Raw genomic sequence first — 21421 nt, forward strand, 5'->3', positions numbered from 1 at the left:
ATATGGTGCAGGAAGCGAACAGGCAGGATATGCCTTACAGGAATGCCGCGCTGGGGGTGGATGAACGGGTGAACGACCTTTTGGGCCGCATGACCCGTGAGGAGAAGGTCGGCCAGATGATGCAGCTGGATGCTCGTCTGGATGTGGATCAGGAAGTGATCGACCAGCACGCCGGTTCCCTCCTGCATGTCTCTCCGGAGAACATGATCAGGGCCAACCGGGCCACCGGTCGTACCAGGCTGGGCATCCCCCTCCTGATCGGTGACGACTGCATCCATGGGCACTCCTTCTTCCGCGGTGCCACGATCTTCCCCGAACAACTCGGCATGGCTGCCTCCTTCGATCCCGACCTAGTAGAGAGGATGGGACGGGCCACGGCACGGGAGGTGGCCACGACCGGTGTCCACTGGACCTTCTCGCCGGTTCTTTGCATCGCCCGTGACACCAGGTGGGGTCGGGTCGACGAGACCTTCGGCGAGGACCCCTACCTGATCGGCGAGATGGCTTCGGCCCTGGTCCGGGGGTATCAGGGCGGCTCGGCCCTGTCCGGCTCTCTGGCCAAGGACTCGGTCCTGGCCACGGCCAAGCACTTCGCCGGGTACTCGGAGACCCAGGGAGGGCGTGATGCCTCCGAGGCCGACCTCTCCCACCGCAAGCTCCTTTCATGGTTCCTGCCGCCCTTCGAGCGCCTGGCCAAGGAGGGGGTGGCCACCTTCATGCTGGGTTACCAGTCCATTGACGGCACACCAGTGACCATCAACGACTGGCTTCTCAACGATGTTCTGCGGGGGAGCTGGGGCTACCAGGGCACCCTGATCACCGACTGGGACAACGTGGGGCGCATGGTCTGGGAGCAGAAGGTCCAGCCCGACTACACCCACGCCGCCGCAGCCGCCGTCAGGGCCGGCAACGACCTGGTCATGACCACCCCCGGCTTCTACCAGGGGGCCCTGGACGCCCTGGACCAGGGGATGCTCCGCGAGAAGGACCTGGACCGGGCCGTTCGTCATATCCTGGCCCTGAAGTTCCGTCTGGGACTCTTCGAGGACCCGCGCCTGCCTGATCCCCAGGCCCAGAAGGTGGTCATCAATTCCCCCGGGCACCAGCAGCTCAACCTGGATGTGGCCGAGGAATCCATGGTCCTTCTGCGAAACAAGGGTGCCCTGCCGCTCTTCGGCGGCCTGGATGACCAGGGCCATTGCGCGGACGGAAAGTCGCACTCCATCGCCCTGGTCGGTCCCCTGATCGACGATGCCCAGAACCAGTTGGGGGATTGGGCCGGCGGGTCCGGTCAGTGTGACTGGATTCAGGACCAGCCCAGGGAGATGATCTCCACCGTGGCCGACGGCCTCCGCCAGGAACTGCCCGACGATTGGACCCTGACCTGCACTTCCGGCATCGACATCGCCCGCCTGGTGGATGACCCCGACGGGGCTCTCTACCCGGATGGGCAGCCCCGGCCCAAGGTGGCGGCCCCGGCCCTTGTCGACCAGGCCCGGTTCAACCAGGCCATCGAGGCGGCCAAGGCCAGCGACCTGATCGTGGCCGTGGTCGGTGATGTGGTCCAACTGGTGGGCGAGGGGCGCTCGACCGCCACCCTAAACCTGTATGGCCCCCAGGCCCGGTTCCTGGATGCCCTGGCCGAGACCGGCAAGCCCATGGTCATCGTCCTCATGTCGTCCAAGCCCCTGATCCTGCCACCCTCCGCCGAGGCGGCCAAGGCCCTGATCTGGGTTCCCAGCCCCGGTATGCAGGGCGGGCGTGCCCTGGCCCGGATCCTCACCGGGCAGGTCGAACCCACCGGTCGTCTGCCCATCACTTTCCCCCGCCATGCCGGCCAGTTGCCTGTCTACTACAACCAGATTCGGGGCCAGCACGGCAACCGGTATGCCGACCTGACCCAGGACCCGGCCTTCGCCTTCGGCGAGGGTCAGGGCTACACCACCTTTGCATACGGGCAGCCCAGGCTCACGGGTCCGGCCGAGGTGGGTCCGGAGGACACGGTCGAGGTGGAGGTCGACCTGACCAATACCGGTCGGCGGGCCGGAACGGAAATCGTCCAGGTCTACATCAGCGACCTGGTCACCTCGGTCAGTTGGGCGGACCGGGAACTCAAGGCCTTCCGGAGGGTCCGCCTGGAGGCGGGTGAAACCACCCGGGTCCACTTCGGGATTCCCGTGTCGGACTGCACCCTGGTTGACGCCCAGGGCGACCGGAAGGTTGAGCCGGGAGAATTCGAGGTGCTGATCGGTCACTCCTCACGCAGAAACGACCTGCAGAAGGTGGCCTTCACCGTTCGGTAAGGAAGGGGCGCCGGACGTCCTCGGATGACTCGGCGGGCATTCTCCTTATGCCTCGATCGGTCCTGGTGGGTCCCATGGGGTTCCCGGCAGGACCGGTCTGGTTTTGCCCTTCATGTCGGTGAGGGGGATACCTTCGGCCAAGGCCAGTCAGGATAGTGCAATGTGGTTAACGGGGAGGGTATCGGATTATGGTGTGTTGGTTTCCGTCGGGGGAGTCCGCCTCCTACCATGACAGCATGAGGAAAAGCAGAGGTGTCGGGTATGCGCACCTGTTGACGGTTCCGAACCCCAAGCATGTAGCCAGCCTGGTCCGGTACTTCGAGCATGGGGCCAAGTCGGCCGCCGACCAGGGGTTCGGTGTCGAGATCGAGCACCTTCCGGTACGCAACGACGGAACCGATGCCCCGGTTCCCTACGAGGGTGAGACCGGCATAGCGGCCCTGCTCAAGGAGTTGGAACCGCTCTATGACGGTGACAAGGAGTACCGGGAAGATGGTTTCCTGGTTGGGCTGAGCCGGCCGGGGTGCGTGGTCTCCCTGGAGCCCGGCAGCCAGGTGGAATGCTCCTTGGGGGTTCTGAGGGACCGGAATGAATTCGAGTCCCTCTACCGAGGCTTCCGCAGCCAGGTGGACCCGATCGCCGAACGGCTGGGTTTCCGCCTGGTCGAGTACGGATATCGGCCTGCCGGTTCCTTCCGCGACGTGCATGTCAATCCCAAGGAACGCTACGATGTCATGAACACCTACCTGGGCCGTATCGGCCAGTGCGGGCCCATGATGATGCGGAGCACCGCCTCGACCCAGGTCAGCATCGACTACCGGGATGAGCGGGACGCGGTCGCCAAGATCAGGTTGGGCACCGCCATCGGTCCCATCCTGGCCTACTTCTTCCGCAACACCCCGATCTTCGAGGACCAGGTCAACACCCTGCCGTTGCGTCGGCAGCGCATCTGGGATTGGCTGGACGTCCAGCGCACCGGGCTCATCCCCGGACTCTACGAGGAGGGGTTCGGCTGGGAGGACTATGCGGTCGACCTCCTCTCCACTCCGCTCATGGTGGCCGATGTCTCCCAGACACCCGAGGTCCGGGACCGGCATGAGAAGCCCTTTTTCATCTGCTGGCACGAAAATGCGGCCGAGATCTACCCCGACCGTTCACTCAACGAGCATGAAGTGGCCCATATCCTGACCACGCACTTCAACGATGTGCGGCTGAAGAACTACATCGAGCTGCGACACTGGGACTCCCTGCCCCAGGAGCGTGCGGGACGGCTCTTGGAGATCATCAGCCACGACTTCTATGACCCGGGCCAGCTGGCCCGCCTGGAATCCCTCTTCTCCGGCCTGACCGAGGAGGAGGTCCTCCTGGCCAAGGCCGACCTTCAGGTACACGGTGCCCAGGCTCGGCCCTATGGTCGTTCGCTCGATTCCTGGCGCGAAATCCTGGGTGCCGCCGACACCCTGGGCACCGTCCCCGGGGATTTCGCCAACCCCGATTGCTTCCAGAAGTAGCGCCTCTTGCTTCCAAGGGGCAGAGCTGTTCTGCGGAAGGTCTTCCAGGTCGTTGCCGTGGTCTTTCATTGCAGCCTGCCGACAGGGCGGGTCATCCTGGTCAAGGCTTTTTGGTGTGTCCCGTCTTGCGGATGTCCGGTCCCAGGATACGAAAACCAGTCAATGATTTCATGAGGGTGGTATAATCTGTTGACCAATGGGCCTTGATCCGTCATCAGCGGGGAGCCTTCGGAAGAACAGAACCAGCCCCGGACTGGTTCCCAGTAGACCCGACGGGTGGGCCCGCACAGCCCTGATGAAGCGGTCCGGCAGGGTGTCTTGGCCGGGCAAGCGAGGTGGTACCGCGGTGGACCTGATTGGGTCCCATCGTCCTCGGCGTGGTTACAGGAACAACCAGCGAGGAGCGTGAACGGTGAGCCAATCCACTGAACCAGACAAGCAGGACGGCAATGTCTATCCCAAGGCCGTGGTGGACCAGGGTCTTTCCCAGGTGACCCCCAATCCCTCATTCCCCCACATGGAGGAGTCGGTACTGGAGTATTGGGACCGGGATGACACGTTCAACAAGTCCGTGGAGCGCAGGCCCTCGGGTGACCATGCCGACAACGAGTTCGTCTTCTTCGACGGTCCCCCCTTCGCCAATGGCCTGCCCCACTATGGTCACCTCCTGACCGGGTACGTCAAGGATGTGATTCCGCGCTACCAGACCATGAAGGGCCACAAGGTCAACCGTGTGTTCGGCTGGGACACCCATGGCCTGCCCGCCGAGCTGGAGGCCCAAAGGGAGCTGGGCATCGACAGCGTGGACCAGATCGAGCAGATGGGCATCGAGAAGTTCAACGACGCCTGCCGTTCCTCCGTCCTCAAGTACACCGACGAGTGGAAGGATTACGTCCACCGCCAGGCCCGCTGGGTCGACTTCGACCACGGCTACAAGACCCTGGACGTGCCCTACATGGAGTCCGTCATGTGGGCCTTCAAGACCCTTTATGACAAGGGACTGGCATACCAGGGAAACCGGGTGCTGCCGTACTGCTGGAAGGATCAGACCCCACTGTCCAACCATGAGCTGCGCATGGACGCCGACGTCTACCAGGACCGGCAGGACACCACGGTCTCCGTGGCCGTCCGGCTCAGGGACGAGGAGGATGCCTACGCGGTCTTCTGGACCACCACCCCCTGGACCGTCCCCACCAACCTGGCCATCGTGGTCGGTGCCGACATCGAGTACTCCGAGGTCAGCCCGGTCAGCGGCGACTATGCCGGGAAGAAGTTCTACCTGGCCACGGCCCGTCTGGGTGACTATGCCAAGCAGCTGGGGGAGGATTACCAGGTGGTCCGGACCCTCAAGGGCTCCGAGATGGAGGGTTGGCGTTACTGGCCGGTCTTCCCCTATTACGCGGACGATAAGGCCCTGGCCGAGGGCGGGACGCCCGGCCCCAATGCCTACACCATCTACACGGCCGACTACGTGGACACCGTCGAGGGAACCGGACTGGTCCACCAGGCCCCCTACGGCGAGGATGATATGAACACCCTCAACGCCAAGGGGATCAGGACCGTGGACCCCCTGGACGCCGGTGCCGTCTTCACCGGCGAGTGCCCGGACTACGAGGGGATGCAGGCCTTCGATGCCAACCTGCCCATCATCCGTAACCTGCGCGCCGGCGATGGCCCCCTGGGCCGGATTCCCGCCGAGCACCGGGCCATCCTCTTCCAGGAGAAGAGCTACGTCCACTCCTACCCCCACTGCTGGCGTTGCGGCACCCCGCTGATCTACAAGCCGGTCTCCAGTTGGTTCGTCTCCGTCACCAGGATCAAGGACCGCCTCCTGGAACTCAACCAGGAGATCAACTGGATTCCCGAGAACGTCAAGGACGGCCAGTTCGGAAAGTGGCTGGCCAACGCCCGTGACTGGTCCATCTCCCGCAACCGGTTCTGGGGGTCCCCCATCCCGGTCTGGGTATCGGATGACCCCAGGTATCCCAGGGTGGATGTCTACGGCTCCCTGGACGAGCTCAAGCGGGACTTCGGCCGCTACCCGACCGACGACCAGGGCCAGGTCAACATGCACCGGCCCTGGATCGACCAGCTGACCAGGCCCAACCCCGACGACCCCACAGGCAAGTCGACCATGCACAGGATCTCGGACGTGCTGGACTGCTGGTTCGAGTCGGGCTCCATGCCCTTCGCGCAGTTCCACTACCCCTTCGAGAACAAGCAGTACTTCGAGGACAGGGACCCCTGCGACTTCGTGGTGGAGTACATCGGCCAGACCCGTGGCTGGTTCTACACCATGCACATCATGTCAACGGCCCTCTTCGATCGACCGGCCTTCAAGAACGTGATCTGCCACGGCATCGTCCTGGGCTCGGACGGCCAGAAGATGAGCAAGCACCTGCGCAACTATCCGGACGTGAACGGGGTCTTCGACAAGTACGGTTCCGATGCCATGCGATGGTTCCTGATGAGCTCCTCCATCCTGCGTGGGGGGAACCTGGTCGTGACGGCCGACGGGATTCGTGACACGGTCCGCCAGGTCATGCTGCCGGTCTGGAGCTCCTACTACTTCTATACCCTCTACGCCAACGCGGCCAATGGGGGAGCAGGGTATGAGGCGCACCGGCTGACGGCCGACCGGGTCGGGAACCTGCCCGAAATGGACCGCTTCCTCCTGGCCCGACTGCGCCGTCTGGTCCTGTCGGTCGAGAAGGCCCTGAACGACTTCGCCATCTCGGATGCCTGCGATGCGGTCACCGACTTCATCGATGTGCTGACCAACTGGTACATCCGCAACAACCGCGACCGGTTCTGGAGTGAGGACCACCAGGCCTTCGACACCCTCTACACGGTCCTGGAGGTCTTCTCGCGCGTCCTGGCACCCCTGGCCCCCATGGAGGCCGAGGAGGTCTGGCGTGGTCTGACCGGAGGGGAGTCGGTCCATCTGGCCGACTGGCCCTTCCTGGTCGACGAGGCCACTGGCGAGGAGACCGAGCTGGGTCGGGCAGTCAAGGACGATACGGCCCTGGTCGCCGCCATGGAGAAGGTCCGCGAGGTGGTCTCCGCCACCCTCTCCCTGCGCAAGTCCGAGCAGATCCGGGTTCGTCAGCCCCTTTCCAGGCTGACCGTGATCGACCGCGACCCCGATGCCGCCCGCCCCTATGTGGGCATCCTCAAGGCCGAGCTCAACATCAAGGATGTGGGGTTCTGCACTCTGGATCAGGCCCAGGAGCGTGGCCTGCGCATCATCCATGACCTGAAGGTCAATGCCAGGGCCGCCGGGCCCAGGCTGGGCAAGCAGGTCCAGTTCGTCATCAAGGCCTCCAAGGCCGGAGCCTGGCGGGAGGAGGATGGCCGAGTGGTGGTCCAGACCCCCGCTGGTGACGTGGCCCTGGAGCCCACCGAGTATCAGCTTGACAACAGGATCGAACAGGAGGACGGGGCGCAGGCGGACCAGTCGGCTTCAGCCGCGCTGCCCACCGGCGGATTCGTCATCCTGGACACCCGACTCACCGATGACCTCATGGCCGAGGGATACGCCAGGGACCTGATCCGGCAGGTTCAGGACGCCCGCAAGGCCGCCGACCTGGACATAGCCGACCGGATCAGCCTGACCCTGACCCTGCCTGCGGCGGATGCCCCCAAGGCCGAGCAGTTCCGGAACCTGATCAGTCAGGAGACCCTGGCCACCAGCCTGGAGGTCAAGGCCGCTGACGGACTGACCGAGCCCCAGGTGGATCTGTCCAAGGCCTGATAGCAGGACACTGGAATGGGCTTCCATCCGGACCAGGGCGGGAAGCCCATTCCATTATTCGGGCCGCCTCAGACGAACCATCTTTGCGGCGGTCACCTCAGACTCAGGCGCCGACCTTGTCGCTGGTCTCGTTGAGGGTTTGGACCTCCTTGTCACTCAGTTCCAGCTTGGCCGCGGCCAGGAGGGCCGGCAGCTGCTCTGGTGTCCGGGCGGAGGCGATTGGGGCCGCAACCTGAGGGCGGTGGTTCAGCCAGGCCAGGGCCACGGTGGCCAACTCCACGCCGTGGGCCTTGGCGATGCCGTCCATGGCCGAGACCACGTCCAGACCCTCCTGGGTGAAGAAGTCCTTGACCATCCCCTCGCGCTGTTTGCCTTTCAGATCGTCCAGGGTGCGGTACTTGCCGGTCAGGAAACCTGAGGCCAGGGAGAAGTAGGGGAATACGGCCAGGTCCTCATCCCGGGCCACCTCCATGAGGCCACCCTCGTAGGCCTTGCGGTAGACCAGGTTGTACTGGGGTTCCAGGGCCACTGGGAGGGTCAGGTCGTTCTGGCGGGCGATTCTGAACCACTCGCGGATTCGGTCGGGGGAGTAGTTGGACAGGCCGATGGCCCGGGCCTTGCCCTCCTTGACCAGTTTATCGAAGGCTGCAGCGGTCTCCTCCAGGGGGGTCTTCTGATCATCGAAGTGGGCGTAGTAGAGGTCGATCACATCCACGCCAAGGCGGAGCATGGAGGCATCGGCGGCGGCTTCGACGTTCCGGGCCGACAGCCCGGGGTATTGGGGGTGCTGGCTGGCCTTGGTGGCCACCAATACCTTGTCGCGCTTGCCGCTTCTGGCCAGCCAGCGCCCCAGGATAATCTCCGACTCGCCGCCGGAGTGGCCCGGTGCCCAGGCCGAGTAGACGTCGGCGGTGTCAATCAGGTTGCCGCCGGCCTCGACGTAGGCCTCCAGGACCTTGTCGCTGGTCTGCTCGTCACTGGTCCAGCCGAAGGTGTTGCCTCCCAGGACCAGGGGGAAGATCTCCGTATTGGTATTGCGAAGCAGTGTCATGAATCGTCCTTTCAGAAGCGGTGAATTCGTCCACGGTTCCGGCGCGGGCTGATAAGGCCGAGTGTATTCCCCCTGGTTCGGCTTCCACGGTATTTCCGCGCTCCGGTGCAATCATGGCCATGTTCGGTTTCATGTATGGTGGTCATGACGACTGTCGGAGGCGGCTGGTCCTGGAGTGGGGGCCGTGGGCCGTTGGGAATCAAAGGAGAAGGAAGATGGGTTCTGGTATCGCAATAGGCCTTTTGGTCATCATTCTGTTAGGTCTCATGCTGAGCATATTCGTGGTGCCACAGCAGCAGGCCTACATCATCGAACGGTTCGGCAAGTTTCACCGGGTGGTCCTGGCCGGAATCCACGTCAGGATCCCCCTTGTCGACAGGGTGGCCACCAAGACCAACCTCAGGGTCAACCAACTCAACGTGAAGCTGGAAACCAAGACCAAGGACAACGTCTTCGTCACCGTGGAGGTATCCACACAGTTCCGCGTCGAGGCGCAGAACGTGGCCACGGCATACTACGAGCTGGGCGACCCGGCCGGGCAACTCCGCTCCTACATGGAAGATGCCCTCCGTTCCGCCATCCCCTCCCTGAGCCTGGATGACGCCTTCGCCCGCAAGGACGATATCGCCTCCGACGTGCAGCAGACCGTCGGCCAGGAGATGCGGCGCTTCGGCTTCTCCGTCATCAAGACCCTGGTCACCGCCATCGATCCCTCAGCCCAGGTCAAGCAGGCCATGGACTCCATCAACGCCGCACAGCGTGAGAAGGAGGCCACCAGGGAACGGGCCGCAGCCAGGAGGATTGAAATCGAGACCCAGGCCAGCGCCGATGCGGAGAAGACCCGTATGCAGGGTGAGGGCCAGGCCAACTACCGGCGCGAGATCGCCAACGGTATCGTCGATCAGATCAACAGCCTGAAGGCCGTCGGCATGGATATCGACGCAGTCAACAACGTGGTCTTGTTCAACCAGTATCTGGATGTGATGCGGTCCATGGCCGAGTCCGACAATGCCAAGACTCTCGTGCTGCCTGCTGCGACCCCCGGTGGGTACAACGAGCTCTTCAACCAGATGGCCACGGCCATGATGACCGCCCAGTCCACCCAGGATGAGCGGTAGGACAGAATCGTCAATCACAGTTCGCCCGCTGGATTGGGTGAGCGGGTCAGTCGTATTCCGTAAGCAGGTCGATCAGGTTCGGTGATCGGCCTGCGGGCTTCAGCCGACCAGGAAGTCCTTGATGGCCTCGGCACTCCGGTAGCCCTTGTCGTACATCTCATTGAGCCCTTTCAGGGACTTGCTGAGGGTGGTCAGTCCGCAGAGGCTGTCGGGGGCCAGGATCAGGACCTTGCCCTTCTTCTCGGCCTCCTTGGCCAAGGCCACCTCGTCGTTGTAGGTCTTGTAGCGCTCCATGAGCCGTTCGGCGGCGGCCGGGTAGGTCCTGGCAAGGATCCTGGCCGGGAGGACGTCCTTCTTCTGCTCGCGCAGGATGTCCCGCTGACGGGTCAGGACCAGGACGATGCGGTCATAGCCCTCGTCGAGGGCCTTCCGGACCGGAACCGGGTCGGCGATGCCGCCGTCCAGGTAGGGGATCTCGTCGATCATGTAGGCCTTGTTGGCCACCGGCACCGAGGATGAGGCCTTGAGGATGTCGTAGTTGTCCTGGGCCAGGTCGGACTTGTCGAAGTAGGTTGCCGAGCCGTCCAGGGCATTGCAGGCCACGACCGTGAACCCGGCGGGGTTCTTCATCAGCGCCTGGTAGTCCAGGGGGTTTTCCCCGTCGTGGGCCGAGAGGGTTCCGTAGACGTAGTCCAGGTTGACGAAGCTGCCATCCTTGACGAAGTTACCGGCCCCGGCGTATTCCCTCCTCGAGGAATAGACCGTGTAGAACTTGTAGCACCGCCTGAGCTGCCCTGCCAGGAAGGAAGCCAGATTGGCGCTGCCTGCCGAGACCCCGTAGCAGTGGTCGAAATTGATGCCCTCCTCCATGCAACGGTCGAAGACGCCGGCGCCGAAGATGGAACGGTACCCGCCGCCCACATCGATGACAGCTGTTCGGTTCGTTCCCATGAGGCACCTCGTTTCGTCGATTGTCCCCTACAGCTTATGCGCGGATGATGGACAAGCCCGGCCCCTGCCCGACTCGAGCAGATGGCGGGAGTACTCGAGCATCCGGGCAGAGGGATCCGAGTTGGCGATGAGTATCCTGCCCGGGGCCCCATCATCCTTCAATTGACCGGACTCGGCAAGGAGATTCCGGAGGTGTCTGGCCGTTCCCCCGTTGCCGTCTATCAGGGCCAGTCCGGGTGGGCAGATTTTGGCGATTCGCCCCCGGAAGAAGACGAAATGGGTGCATCCCAGGACGATCGAGTCCATGGTGTCCAGGTCGTACCGGTCCAGGTACCGGTGGAGGGTGGCATCGACCAGGTCATGGTCATCCAGGTGGCCGGACTCCACAATCCGGACCAGGTCCGGACAGGGCTGGGTGAAAATCGCGTGGGTGGCCTTGAACCTGTCCATCAGGCGGGAGAACCTGTCCTCCTTCAGGGTCAGGGGGGTGGCCGCCACGATGACCCGCTGGGGGCGTCCGTCGCCCCGTTGGCAGGCCAGCTTCAGGGCGGGCTCCATGCCGATGATGGGGACCGGGTAGCGCTGCCGCATCTCCTCCACGCAGACGCTGGTGGCCGTATTGCAGGCGATGACCATGGCCTTGACGCCCTGGTCCATGAACCGGTCGCCAATGGCCATGCAGCGTTGGGCCACTGCCTCGGGAGACTTGGTTCCGTAGGGGGCATTGGCCGAGTCGCCGAAGTAGTGCAGGTCCTCGAAGGGGAGGAGGTCATGGATGCAGGCGGTGACGCTCAATCCTCCGAGTCCGGAATCGAAGATCCCGATCGGTGCCCCTGAACCCATCTGGCAGCTCCTTTCCAAGCTGAATGACAAGCCTATCCTGTCGGTGAATGGCCGTACCCTACAACCATGAGTATTCCCCGGACTGTTTACAAAATGCATGCGACGGGCAACGATTTTGTGGTCTATGAGGATTCCCAGGGGAACCTGGAGCCCAGTGCCGACCAGGTGCGTTGGCTCTGTGACCGGCATTTCGGGGTCGGCGCCGACGGGGTGATTCGCCTGGCTCATCCCCGGGACGTCAGCGACCTGGACCAGGAGGCCATCGAGGGGTGCGACCGGTTCGGCTGCCAGTGGTTCATGGACTACCGAAACGCCGACGGATCCCTGGCCCAGATGTGCGGCAATGGCACCCGCGCCATCACCCTCTTCGCCCAGAAACAGGGGCTGGCACCGACCATGGAGGGGTCGTCCTTCCTGCTCGGCACCCGGGCAGGGGTCAAGCGCATCGTTTCCCGCAGCCCCATGTCCGACGACGGTGGGCATGTCTTCACCGTCAATATCGGGGCCTGGACGATGGGCCCCCTGGGCGGTCGGATGGTGGACGGCGGTGCCCTGGACGGCTCGGCTCCGGGAACCCTGGTTGACATGGGCAATCCCCATGTGGTGGTCCTGGCCGGGTTGGGAAAGGGCCCTGTCGGGAGTGGTTCCGACGTGGCTGGAGCGGATGCAAGTTCAGGCGTCTCCGTGCGGAATCCGACCCCGGCCGGTCTGCCTGAGGCCGTCACCACACTCCTGTCCAGGAGCGACCTGCCCGACCTGGACGAGTTGGATCTCGAGAAGCAGCCCAGTGCCCATCCTGGTCTGGAGGAGGGGCAGAACATCGAATTCCTTCGTCTGGAATCCATGGATTCCCAAGCCGGAAGGGGTCATGCCGCCATGCGGGTCTATGAGCGTGGTGTCGGGGAGACCCTGTCCTGTGGGACCGGGCTCAGCGCCAGCGGTGTGGTGCTCAGGGCCCTGACCGGGTTGGACCACTGGACCATCCGTGTGGGCGGCGGTGTCCTGGGCGTGGATGTGGACGATCAGGAGGTCCATCTGACCGGTGAGGCCAGGCTTGTGTCCCGTCTCACCCTGGAGGACATTCCCCGGAATCTGACCTGATCACCCGAAGAGGGCCGACCCTTCCGTGACCAGGATGATGGTGGTCAGGGCCACCAGCCAGACCAGGTCGACCATCAGGTCGAAGTGCAGACGGTAGTAAGTACGTAGCCCCCGCCCCAGACCGGGCAGGCGGCCGGTTTGCGAGGGAAGTCCCTGGACGGTCACGGTGGCGTGACCGAAGGCCATGAACTGGATGCTGGTGGAGGCCATCAGGACCAGGCACCAAGGGCAGAGGGCCCTGATGACGAAGACCGACTGGGTGAAGAGCCAGGTGGCATAGGCCAGGGCCAGGAGTGAGCCGAACCAGGTCAACCCGTCCAGCCAGGAGGGGAGCCTGACCCCGCTCAGGCCGACTACGGCCAGGGTCAGGAAGACCGCCTCGGCGACCAGACCCAGGAAGGCGTTGGGGATGGGCAGGGTGCCCAGGTGAATCAGTTCGGCCTGCCAGGACTGGGCCACGGTTGAGCAGGAAACCACGGAGTTGATGTCGCAGCTGAGTCGTTCCTGGGGGTTCCGGGCCAGTTGGAGGGTCTCCGCCGACAGGATCAGGCTGGCGAAGAGGGCCGCCAGAGAGGCGATGCCGGCCATCAGATAGGTCCAGACATGCCCATGGCGCCAGCCCGGTGAGGTTGTTCCGGAATTCCGCTCGCTCATGGCCACCACCTCGGTAGGTCGGAATGGTCCCGAAGAAGGTGCAACTCCTGCAAGGGGAGTGCTCGCTCAGGGCGTTGATACGAAAACGAGTTTAGGATGGAGGCATGACTCATGAGACAGGGGTGAACCCCGACCTGGACCAGGACGGGCCGGGGTGGGACCTGCACTGCCATACGGTGTTTTCCGACGGGACCATGACCCCCGCGCAGATGGTCGCCCTGGCCGGGAAACGAGGGCTGGCAGGCCTGGCCATCACCGACCACGACACCAACGCCGGCTGGGAGATGGCCGCGCAGGCCGCGGAGGGGGCGGGGATGCCCCTGCTCCTGGGCACCGAGATCACGGCTGAGGACCGGAACGTTTCGGTCCATATGCTGGCCTACCTCTATGACTCCGAAGACAAGGTCATAACCAGGCTTTTCGAGCGGACCAGGCGGGCCAGGCTGACCAGGACCAGGACCATGGTCGACAGGATATCCCGGGACTACCCAATCACCTGGACGGATGTGCTCGACCAGGTCAAGGAGGGTGGCCGGACCACCGTCGGCCGTCCCCATATCGCCGACGCCCTGGTCGGGGCGGGGGTCTATCGCGACCGGAGCGAGGCCTTCGCCGGGGTCTGTTCCTCCTCCAGCCCCTATTATCTGCCCACCCCGTCGCCCACCACCCACCAGGTGCTGAAGGCCGTCAAACATGCCGGTGGGGTCGTGGTCATCGCCCACCCGGGTGCCGCCAAGCGCAACCCGGTCCTCCTCAGCGACGAGCAGATAGGAAACCTGGTCAGGGAGGGGTTGGACGGCCTGGAGGTCCGGCACCGCGACAACCCGCCCGAGGAGCGCGAACGGCTGCTGGCCCTGGCTGAACGCTGGGACCTCCTGGTGACCGGCGGGTCCGACTGGCACGGTGATGGCAAGCCCAACGAACTGGGGGAGAACCGTACCAGTGCCCCGGTGGTGGAGCGGATTGTCCGTCGGGCATACGGAAGCAGGCCGGTGGGGTATCCCTCGGAGTGAGGGTCTTTACCGGCCTGCCAAATACCGTATGTGGGGTCTGACCAATCTCAGTCGGTGGCGCCACCCAGGGCGCCGAAACCCACCGGGTGGGTGGTGTCCGAACCGATGACCGCATAGCCCAGGGCATCCTTGGGGACGATGATGTGACGGCCCTTGTCGTCGACCAGATCGATGGGGCCTCCTGCGCTCAGGGCCTGGCTGATGTGGGCGGCCACCTCTTCGGCCTTGGCGTCCATGCTGAAGTTGACCGTGCGGGCCACGTTCCTGATGCCGAATTCAATATCCATCTTTGCCTCCAAGGATTCCGCCTGCCCTGTAGGCGAGCTGGCGGGCAATATGCTTGTTTCATTATTCGCTGGCGGGGTCGATTACGCCCTGAGCGTCGTTCCTGTCCTGACGGACGATTCCATCCGTGGTCCTGGTCGGTGTCTCCTTCGGGTCGGGCTTGCGGGGCATGACAATGGTTTCCGTGCCGGTCAGGGGGAATTCGTCGGAAGCCTCATCGTGGGCGGGTCCAGCTTCCTTCTTGCCGGCTTGGTCCCCATCGGCGGCTTCCTTGACCCGAGAGGATTGATCATCCTGTGAAGGGTTCTCGTCCTGTGTGAGGTTCTTCTCTTGTGCGAAGTCCTCATCGGCGGATTCCACGTCCGGGGAGGGTTCCTCCTCCTGGTGCTCATCTGAACGATCTTCGCTGTTCGGGAGTTCATCGTGGTTCAGATCAGGGTGCCTGTCCTGATCGGGCAGGCCAATATCCGCCATTGTTCCCGCATCCCCCGGTTTGTCCGCCCCAGCGTTCTTTTCGTCATCCGTGTTCTCATCGTGTTCGTCGGCGACGCGGGCCTGGCCGGTAGCCGGATTGGTAATCTGGGTCTCCGCCTGTACCCTGGCCGACATATGGTCCATGGCGGTCTGGGTCTGGGCCAGATCGACCATGTCGACCTTGCTGATGGCAACGGTGACCGAGCTGTCGCCTGCAGGTTCGTCCACCTTGTCCTCATCGGCCCGGGACTCGTTGGTCTTTTCCTCCGGCCGGACAATGTGGGTCCGGTCATCTGATTTGGTCCCAGTGTCAGCCGAGGATCCATTCTCGGCGGCCTCGGACGTCCCGTTCGATCCGGTTGTGCGGGGTTTGGCCTCGTCCTCTCCCTTCAGGAGGGTTCCCACCGTAATCGTCGATGGGGCGGACCCGGCTCCGGGCTTGGCCGCCTTATGGTCCTCACGGGCACGGCTGGCCTGCTCGTGGTCGCTGAGCTGCTGGGCCAGGCGTTCCACCTGGGCCTTGAACTGGATGATGCGTTCGTTGTCGGCCCGGTCCAGGGCCGTGATGAACTCGCCCACCTGTTCCATCTGCAGCCAGAGGTTGGCCCGGAGCATGATCAGGTCGTCCAGCCGTGAGCCCACCATCCGTCCGTAGGCGGCGATGACCGCATTGCGGCGGGACCCGTCCAGCTTGGAGAAGATCCAGGCCAGGTCGCGGGCGGGATCATTGACCTGTATGTCTTGCCACCCGTACACGGCGCTCAGTCCGGAGTCCGCAAAGAGAAGGTCGCCATCCGAGAAGCCGCCGTGTACCGTGCAGGTGTCGAATGACCAGAGTCCATCCGTTTCGACGATGGAGGCCCAGTTGTCGGTGATCTCTTCGGGGACGTGGCCGTCCTTGCGCAGGCGCTTGATCCACCCCTGAAGCTGGGATGAGATCTGAACCGTCGTAAAGGCGGGATACCGGTGCTCCTTGAGGAAGTCCGGCCGGATGCGGTGGATGGCCCCGATGGCCGTTCCCGCGGCCGTGCACTCGTTGACGGTCAGCAGATGGAGGGGGCGGATCCTGCCTGGGCAGTGCCGCATGACGGTGACGCTGACCCTGCCGGTGGGGCTGGTCTCGCTCAGCCCCGGTTCATAGGCCAGAACCTGCTCCACCCGGAAGCCCATGGCGGCCACTTCCTTGGCGTCCTCCAGGGCTCGGGCCGCCTTGACCCGGGCCGCCATGCGCTGCTTGCCGACTTCCTGGTCGGCTGCCCATACATCGTAGGTGTTCCCCATGGAATCCTGGACCACAGCAGAGCTGATCCCCTCGGCCCGGTCCATGTGGCTGATCTGATCACAGTCCCTGGCGCCCGTCATCTGCACATCGGGCATGGCTGCGGAAGCCAGTGCGGCCAAGGTCAGCTTCGTTTTTTCACTCACACTCCCAAGGATAATACAAGCGACGGGCTTCCAGAAGGCGGAGGTCGTCGGGGTCTCCTCCCGGGAACCTTTGACCACATGGACACCATGGCGAGCGTCGGACGGGGCGGTTTGACACAATGGGGGTGTGCATGAAGATCAGGAGAACTCATTGGAGGGTCTGGACCGGTTCCAGAGGGAGGCTGTTCTCAGTCTGGACGGCCCGGTCAGGATCATAGCCGGGGCCGGTGCAGGAAAGACCCGGACCATCACCCACCGAATCGCCTATGCCTGCGCCCGCGGGAGTTGGGATCCCTCCAAAACCCTGGCCGTCACCTTCTCGGTGAAGGCGGCGGCCGAGATGCGTTCCCGGCTCACCGCCTTGGGGGTGCCGGACTCGGTCAGGACCGCCACCTTCCACTCGGCGGCCTTCCATCAGCTCCGTCAGGTCTGGGACCAGGTCAGCTCTTCCCATTCACCCACCCTGATCCAGGACCTGAGACCCCTGGTGAAAACCGCCTACCAAAGGGTCTGCGGCCAGGAGGAGGCCGACCCGGGCCAGGTGCGCGACCTGGATGCCGAGATCAACTGGGCCAAGGTGGGGCTGATCGCCCCCCAGGATTACGTTCGCGTCTGCGCCGCCACCCACCGCACCCCACCGGCGGGGCTTGACCCCGACCGGATGGCTGACCTCTATTCGGCCTTCGAGTACGACAAGTCGGCCCATAACCAGATGGACTTCAACGACATTCTCCTTCTGGTCTGCCACATTCTCCAGGAGGAGCCCGAAGCGGCAGCCGTCATCAGATCCCGTATCCGTTGGATAACCGTGGACGAGTACCAGGATGTGTCACCCCTTCAGCACCGTCTGCTGAACCTCTGGTTGGATGGCCGTGACAATATCTGCGTGGTGGGCGACCCCGCCCAGACCATCTACTCCTTCGCCGGGGCCGCCTCCTATTACCTGCTCGATTTCCCCGAGGAATTCCCGGGTATGAAGGCCGACATCAAGCTGAACACCGACTACCGGTCCACGCCCCAGGTGGTCAACTATGCCAACAGGGTCCTCTCCAAGTCACCCGACCGGGGTGACTACCTGAAGCTGAAGTCGGCCAGGGAGGCAGGCAAGCGGATCGGGACGACCAGGTACCAGGATGACCGGGAGGAGGCCCAGGGGGTGGCCAAGCGGATAGAACGGCTCATCCACGGAGGGGCCGATCCCGGGCAATGTGCCGTCCTGACCAGAATTAACGCCCAGCAGCAGATCATCTGTGCCGCCCTGCATGAGCGGGGCATTCCCTACCGGTTGCGGACTGATTCAGGCTGGTTGGGCCAGACCATACCCGAGGTGGCTGCCGACGCAGGCAAAGAGGCAACCCTTGATGACCTCCGGCAGGCCAAGGCGCGTGGCCAGGTGACCGTCTCGACCATTCATGCGGCCAAGGGGTTGGAATTCGGCCATGTCTTCCTGGTCGGCTGCTCCGAGGGGCTCCTTCCCTTCGGTTCACCCAGGGAGGGTGACGACCTGGAGGAGGAGCGCAGGCTCATGTATGTGGCGGTGACCAGGGCTGAAGACACCCTGCACCTGTCCTTTGCCGAGAAGAAGGACCCGGCCTCCTTCGCCAGACGTTCACCCAGTCGTTTCGTTCAGAGGTGATATGACCTCCGGCCCGACTCGGATGATGGTGGGTTTGAGAAAGGACAATCTCCTGGCCGTGGTTGCGGCATGACCGTACACCGCAAGCATTCGGTCACACCCGCTGAGAGCGCGGACTACAGCTGGGAATCCCCATCCGCGGGGTGACCATCATCCTGATCGGGGTCGGTACCGGGGAAACCTGCTTGATTCTCGGTGCCGTGAGAGGGGTCGTCTCCCTTATCCGGCGGCTCGTTCCTCCCCTCGGAATCGTCGATGCCGTCATGGTTCCCGTCTGCCCTGCCGCCCGGTTCCGGGGTGGAATCGGTGCCATGCTCTCCGTTGTCATCGTCCAGGAGCCTGGCCAGCTCGGCGTCCCAATCCACCGAGGTGGGGGCGGAGGTCCGCCCTTCGGCCCGGTCCGTAACGTCTGGTCCTGATTCGACCTGGCCATCGTTGCCTGACCGGTCATCCGACTTCTCCCCGGGTAGGGTGGGGAGGAGGTCGGGATGCGACCACATGGCGTCGCGCTGTGCGAAGCCCAGCTTGCCGGTCTCTTTCTCCCATAGCTCGGCCGCTTCACGCAGACGCTTGGGATGGAGCCTGAGACCGAGCAGGGACTCAAAGGTCTGTTCTGCTGGTCCGCCCACGGCGCGCTCGCGCCTGGTCATCTCACGGAGCTGCTCCAGGTGGGGGATGTGTGCCATACCTGCGTTCCAGACCACGCAGTCCACCCAGCCATCGGCCTGGGCCAGGAGGATCTCCAGGCTGTGCAGGGCCTCCTCCTGCTCGAGGGTGTCCTCGATGCCCACATTGCTCAGGTTGATGGCCCCGGCGATGGATTCCGGATTGAACTCGGTGGCCTCGCGCAGCTGTTCCTCCATGGCGTCCAGGTCGATGGAGACCCCACGGGCGTACTTGCCGATCAGGGCCTCGAAGCGGGGCATCAGCCAGGGGACCGAGGAGAAGAGGCGGGCGTGGGCGGCCTCCTGGAGGGCCAGATAGCTCATGACCTCGTCCAGGTCCAGGTCGAGGGAGGAGGCGTAGGACTTGATGTTCTGCGGAATCAGGGCTCCGGCGGGGTTCTTCAGGAGGGCCACGCCCTGATCGAATCCGCCACGTACCTCCTTGGAGAGCTCGCCGGCGGCCTGGCCGAGTTGCATGGCGAAGGAGGTGTTGCCCAGGAGCTTCATCAGGGTGGCCGGATCCTTGAGGTTGTCCGGCAGGGGAATGGGGACCGGCCCGGCGAACATGCCGGAGATCTCCCCCTCGGGGAGCCCTCCCAGGCGCTCGCCCATGACCGCGGTCAGGGCATCGCTGACGGCCTGGGCCACGGGGGAAGCGAACTGGACCCAGGAATCGATGCTGCCCTCGATCCAACCGGCCCGGGTCAAGGCATCGGCATGACCGGGGGCCGGGTCGAAGGCGCAGACGGAATCCAGCCAGAGGTTGGCCTCGCTCATGATCCTGGACACCCGATCTCCGTCCCCGGCAGTCACGGTGGTGTCCGACTGGTCGGATGAGGTCTGCGCCAGGGCTATGGACTTGGCGAGGTTGACGTTGATGGGGCCCTCCTGGGCCTGGTTCTCCATGTCGGCCGGGGTATTGAGGCCACCTGCCGTGAAGGCCTGGATCAGGGCCTGCACCTCCGACGGCTCGGGGAGTTGGGAGGGGTCCTGGGCGGCCATCCGGGAACGGACGGACTCAGGCAGCTGAGAGAACTGCTTCCAGGCCAGCTCGCCCTGGAGGGGGCCAAAGCAGTCAATCAGCCATTGGTGGATTGCATTCTCGTCCATAAGGTCGTTCCAGTCCTCGCAAATCGGGTGACGATGCAGAAAGTGCACCGTCTGAACAGTTTATCGTCTCCTTCTCCCATAATATGGGAGCTATGACACATATGCATGGGAAAGAGGGAATCTCCGCCACAGGCGCACCCGGGGCCGGGGAAACCTCCGGTCGCAGGCTGACCAGGCGAATCCTGGCGAGTGTCCTTCTGGTCCTCCTCTCCCTGGTGATTCTCTGCCTGCCCAGCCCCTATGTGATCGAGACCCCCGGGCCCACCCAGGATGTGCTGGGCAGGAGTGGGTCCAACCCGGTCATCTCGATCAAGGGGGCCAGGACCTACACCGGGACCGGCAGACTCCTCCTGACCACCATCAATGCCGACGGACTGCCCGGTTCGCCGGTCACCAATCTGGAGACTCTGGTGGGATGGGCCAACCCCAAGGCCATGGTCATGCCCAAGGAGGCCGTGATTCCCCAGGGACAGACCCTGGACGAGTACCGCAAGCAGGAAGCCAGCGATATGAACGGCTCCCAGGATGCGGCCGCCAAGGCGGCCCTGTCCTTCCTCAGGTCCAGGGGGTACCAGACCGACGGCATCAGCATCGGCATGCATGTGGACGACATCGGAGGCCCTTCGGCCGGCATGATGTACACCCTGGGCGCCATCGACAAGCTGACCCCCGAGGATGAAACGGGCGGCAAGACCATCGCCGGAACGGGGACCATCGACGCGAAGGGTGCCATTGGTCCCATCGGAGGCATCGGTCTGAAGCTGATGGGCGCCAAGCGTGATGGGGCCACCTGGTTCCTGGCCCCCAAGGACAACTGCAAGCAGGTGGTGGGGCATGTGCCCGAAGGGCTGCGCGACGTCCGGGTGGAGACCCTGGACCAGGCCTACGATGCCCTGGTGGCCATCGGTCAGGGCAGGGGAGGGAGCCTGCCCCATTGCATGGTCGATCCGGGCACTGAAACCAAGTGACCCCTCCGGCCGCCGGATTCGGGTCGGTGTGAAAACGCAGGCTTGCAATTGGTGAATTCCAGCAGTTTTGTTATGCTGAAATCGTGGCTGAGACTACCTATACAGCGGAAGAGTTCGGTTTCCATACTGGAGATATCGTCCAGGAGTGGATGTGGGATGACGATGTCGATGACGGCATCAGGACCCGAATCGAAGACCTGACCGGTGAAGAGCTGGTGGATGAGGATTACGACGCAGCTGTTGATGGCGTGATCATCTGGTGGCGTGACGGCGATGCCGAGGATGACCTGGCAGATACCATCGTCGATGCCTCCGCCATGGTCAACCCCGGTGCCCCTTTCTGGGTCCTGACCCCCAAACCGGGCCGCGACGGGGCTCCCGCTCCCAACACCGTCTCCAATGCCGCCAAGACGGCCGGAATGAATGCCCTTATGCCCACGACGGTCAGCAAGGACTGGAACGCCACCCAACTGCGCGCCTTCGGCAAGGGCAAATAAGTACCTTTGCGGGGATTTCCGCTCCGCTTGATGTGCGAAGAGCAACCAGGCATTTCTCCTGT

16 protein-coding genes are annotated in these 21421 nt (G+C 63.9%); 9 read left to right on the forward strand and 7 right to left on the reverse strand.

The window, feature by feature from the left end; all coding sequences use genetic code 11:
* Nucleotides 1–2: 2 nt before the first annotated feature.
* The 3 genes from AACP59_RS00090 to ileS all read left to right on the forward strand — a co-directional run bounded on the left by AACP59_RS00090 (nt 3) and on the right by ileS (nt 7568).
* On the forward strand, nt 3–2303 hold the full coding sequence (locus AACP59_RS00090; RefSeq protein ID WP_339349262.1) for a glycoside hydrolase family 3 N-terminal domain-containing protein: 2301 nt from the start codon (nt 3–5) through the stop codon (nt 2301–2303).
* Nucleotides 2304–2539: 236 nt separating this feature from the next.
* The gene (locus tag AACP59_RS00095) at nt 2540–3814 is read left to right on the forward strand and encodes a glutamate-cysteine ligase family protein (protein ID WP_339349263.1); all 1275 of its coding nucleotides are present in this window, start codon (nt 2540–2542) and stop codon (nt 3812–3814) included.
* Nucleotides 3815–4226: 412 nt separating this feature from the next.
* Nucleotides 4227–7568, forward strand: coding sequence for a mupirocin-resistant isoleucine--tRNA ligase (gene ileS / locus AACP59_RS00100; RefSeq protein ID WP_339349264.1), 3342 nt, complete (start codon nt 4227–4229; stop codon nt 7566–7568).
* Nucleotides 7569–7671: 103 nt separating this feature from the next.
* On the opposite strand, the gene AACP59_RS00105 is transcribed toward ileS, so the two are convergent.
* Nucleotides 7672–8619: an aldo/keto reductase gene (locus tag AACP59_RS00105; protein ID WP_339349266.1), complete on the reverse strand. Its 948-nt coding sequence runs from the start codon at nt 8617–8619 to the stop codon at nt 7672–7674.
* 215 nt (nt 8620–8834) lie between these two features.
* Here AACP59_RS00105 and AACP59_RS00110 point away from each other — a divergent pair, with 215 nt between their 5' ends.
* Entirely contained in the window at nt 8835–9737 is a 903-nt protein-coding gene (locus AACP59_RS00110) for an SPFH domain-containing protein (RefSeq protein WP_297316862.1), read from the forward strand.
* Nucleotides 9738–9836: 99 nt separating this feature from the next.
* On the opposite strand, the gene AACP59_RS00115 is transcribed toward AACP59_RS00110, so the two are convergent.
* Together AACP59_RS00115 and murI are read right to left on the reverse strand one after the other, a co-directional pair.
* The gene (locus AACP59_RS00115) at nt 9837–10688 is read right to left on the reverse strand and encodes a patatin-like phospholipase family protein (RefSeq protein ID WP_339349268.1); all 852 of its coding nucleotides are present in this window, start codon (nt 10686–10688) and stop codon (nt 9837–9839) included.
* Nucleotides 10689–10715: 27 nt separating this feature from the next.
* Nucleotides 10716–11531, reverse strand: coding sequence for a glutamate racemase (murI, locus tag AACP59_RS00120; RefSeq protein ID WP_339349269.1), 816 nt, complete (start codon nt 11529–11531; stop codon nt 10716–10718).
* A gap of 66 nt (nt 11532–11597) precedes the next feature.
* On the opposite strand from murI, the gene AACP59_RS00125 reads away from it, so the two are divergent.
* The gene (locus AACP59_RS00125) at nt 11598–12632 is read left to right on the forward strand and encodes a diaminopimelate epimerase (RefSeq protein WP_339351183.1); all 1035 of its coding nucleotides are present in this window, start codon (nt 11598–11600) and stop codon (nt 12630–12632) included.
* Here AACP59_RS00125 and AACP59_RS00130 read toward each other — a convergent pair whose 3' ends face one another.
* Nucleotides 12633–13286, reverse strand: coding sequence for a vitamin K epoxide reductase family protein (locus AACP59_RS00130; RefSeq protein WP_339349271.1), 654 nt, complete (start codon nt 13284–13286; stop codon nt 12633–12635).
* Between the two features lie 104 nt (nt 13287–13390).
* Between AACP59_RS00130 and AACP59_RS00135 the strand changes: the two genes are divergently transcribed.
* Nucleotides 13391–14299 carry a PHP domain-containing protein gene (locus AACP59_RS00135; protein WP_339349273.1) on the forward strand — a complete coding sequence of 303 codons (909 nt, stop codon included), beginning with the start codon at nt 13391–13393 and terminating at the stop codon, nt 14297–14299.
* 47 nt (nt 14300–14346) lie between these two features.
* On the opposite strand, the gene AACP59_RS00140 is transcribed toward AACP59_RS00135, so the two are convergent.
* Both AACP59_RS00140 and AACP59_RS00145 read right to left on the reverse strand, forming a co-directional pair.
* On the reverse strand, nt 14347–14586 hold the full coding sequence (locus tag AACP59_RS00140) for a DUF3107 domain-containing protein (protein WP_297316856.1): 240 nt from the start codon (nt 14584–14586) through the stop codon (nt 14347–14349).
* Nucleotides 14587–14647: 61 nt separating this feature from the next.
* The gene (locus AACP59_RS00145; RefSeq protein ID WP_339349274.1) at nt 14648–16483 is read right to left on the reverse strand and encodes a phosphotransferase; all 1836 of its coding nucleotides are present in this window, start codon (nt 16481–16483) and stop codon (nt 14648–14650) included.
* Between the two features lie 127 nt (nt 16484–16610).
* Between AACP59_RS00145 and AACP59_RS00150 the strand changes: the two genes are divergently transcribed.
* Complete coding sequence (locus AACP59_RS00150) at nt 16611–18119, forward strand: ATP-dependent helicase (RefSeq protein ID WP_339349275.1); 1509 nt, start codon at nt 16611–16613, stop codon at nt 18117–18119.
* Nucleotides 18120–18235: 116 nt separating this feature from the next.
* On the opposite strand, the gene AACP59_RS00155 is transcribed toward AACP59_RS00150, so the two are convergent.
* On the reverse strand, nt 18236–19894 hold the full coding sequence (locus AACP59_RS00155; RefSeq protein ID WP_339349276.1) for a zinc-dependent metalloprotease: 1659 nt from the start codon (nt 19892–19894) through the stop codon (nt 18236–18238).
* Nucleotides 19895–19986: 92 nt separating this feature from the next.
* Here AACP59_RS00155 and AACP59_RS00160 point away from each other — a divergent pair, with 92 nt between their 5' ends.
* Nucleotides 19987–20862, forward strand: a complete 876-nt coding sequence (locus AACP59_RS00160; protein ID WP_297316852.1) for a S16 family serine protease — start codon at nt 19987–19989, stop codon at nt 20860–20862.
* Between the two features lie 83 nt (nt 20863–20945).
* Nucleotides 20946–21359: a DUF3052 domain-containing protein gene (locus AACP59_RS00165; RefSeq protein ID WP_297316851.1), complete on the forward strand. Its 414-nt coding sequence runs from the start codon at nt 20946–20948 to the stop codon at nt 21357–21359.
* Nucleotides 21360–21421: the final 62 nt, after the last annotated feature.

Origin of the sequence: Bifidobacterium indicum (assembly GCF_036987015.1) — a bacterium.
Lineage (GTDB): Bacteria > Actinomycetota > Actinomycetes > Actinomycetales > Bifidobacteriaceae > Bombiscardovia > Bombiscardovia indica.

Excerpts from the sequence above, each read along its gene's own strand:
- AACP59_RS00090 (WP_339349262.1), top strand. The coding sequence starts at position 3 with ATGGTGCAGGAAGCGAACAGGCAGGATATGCCTTACAGGAATGCCGCG.
- AACP59_RS00095 (WP_339349263.1), top strand. The coding sequence starts at position 2,540 with ATGAGGAAAAGCAGAGGTGTCGGGTATGCGCACCTGTTGACGGTTCCG.
- AACP59_RS00105 (WP_339349266.1), bottom strand. The coding sequence starts at position 8,619 with ATGACACTGCTTCGCAATACCAATACGGAGATCTTCCCCCTGGTCCTG.
- AACP59_RS00110 (WP_297316862.1), top strand. The coding sequence starts at position 8,835 with ATGGGTTCTGGTATCGCAATAGGCCTTTTGGTCATCATTCTGTTAGGT.
- AACP59_RS00115 (WP_339349268.1), bottom strand. The coding sequence starts at position 10,688 with ATGGGAACGAACCGAACAGCTGTCATCGATGTGGGCGGCGGGTACCGT.
- murI (WP_339349269.1), bottom strand. The coding sequence starts at position 11,531 with ATGGGTTCAGGGGCACCGATCGGGATCTTCGATTCCGGACTCGGAGGA.
- AACP59_RS00125 (WP_339351183.1), top strand. The coding sequence starts at position 11,598 with ATGAGTATTCCCCGGACTGTTTACAAAATGCATGCGACGGGCAACGAT.
- AACP59_RS00130 (WP_339349271.1), bottom strand. The coding sequence starts at position 13,286 with ATGAGCGAGCGGAATTCCGGAACAACCTCACCGGGCTGGCGCCATGGG.
- AACP59_RS00135 (WP_339349273.1), top strand. The coding sequence starts at position 13,391 with ATGACTCATGAGACAGGGGTGAACCCCGACCTGGACCAGGACGGGCCG.
- AACP59_RS00140 (WP_297316856.1), bottom strand. The coding sequence starts at position 14,586 with ATGGATATTGAATTCGGCATCAGGAACGTGGCCCGCACGGTCAACTTC.
- AACP59_RS00155 (WP_339349276.1), bottom strand. The coding sequence starts at position 19,894 with ATGGACGAGAATGCAATCCACCAATGGCTGATTGACTGCTTTGGCCCC.
- AACP59_RS00160 (WP_297316852.1), top strand. The coding sequence starts at position 19,987 with ATGACACATATGCATGGGAAAGAGGGAATCTCCGCCACAGGCGCACCC.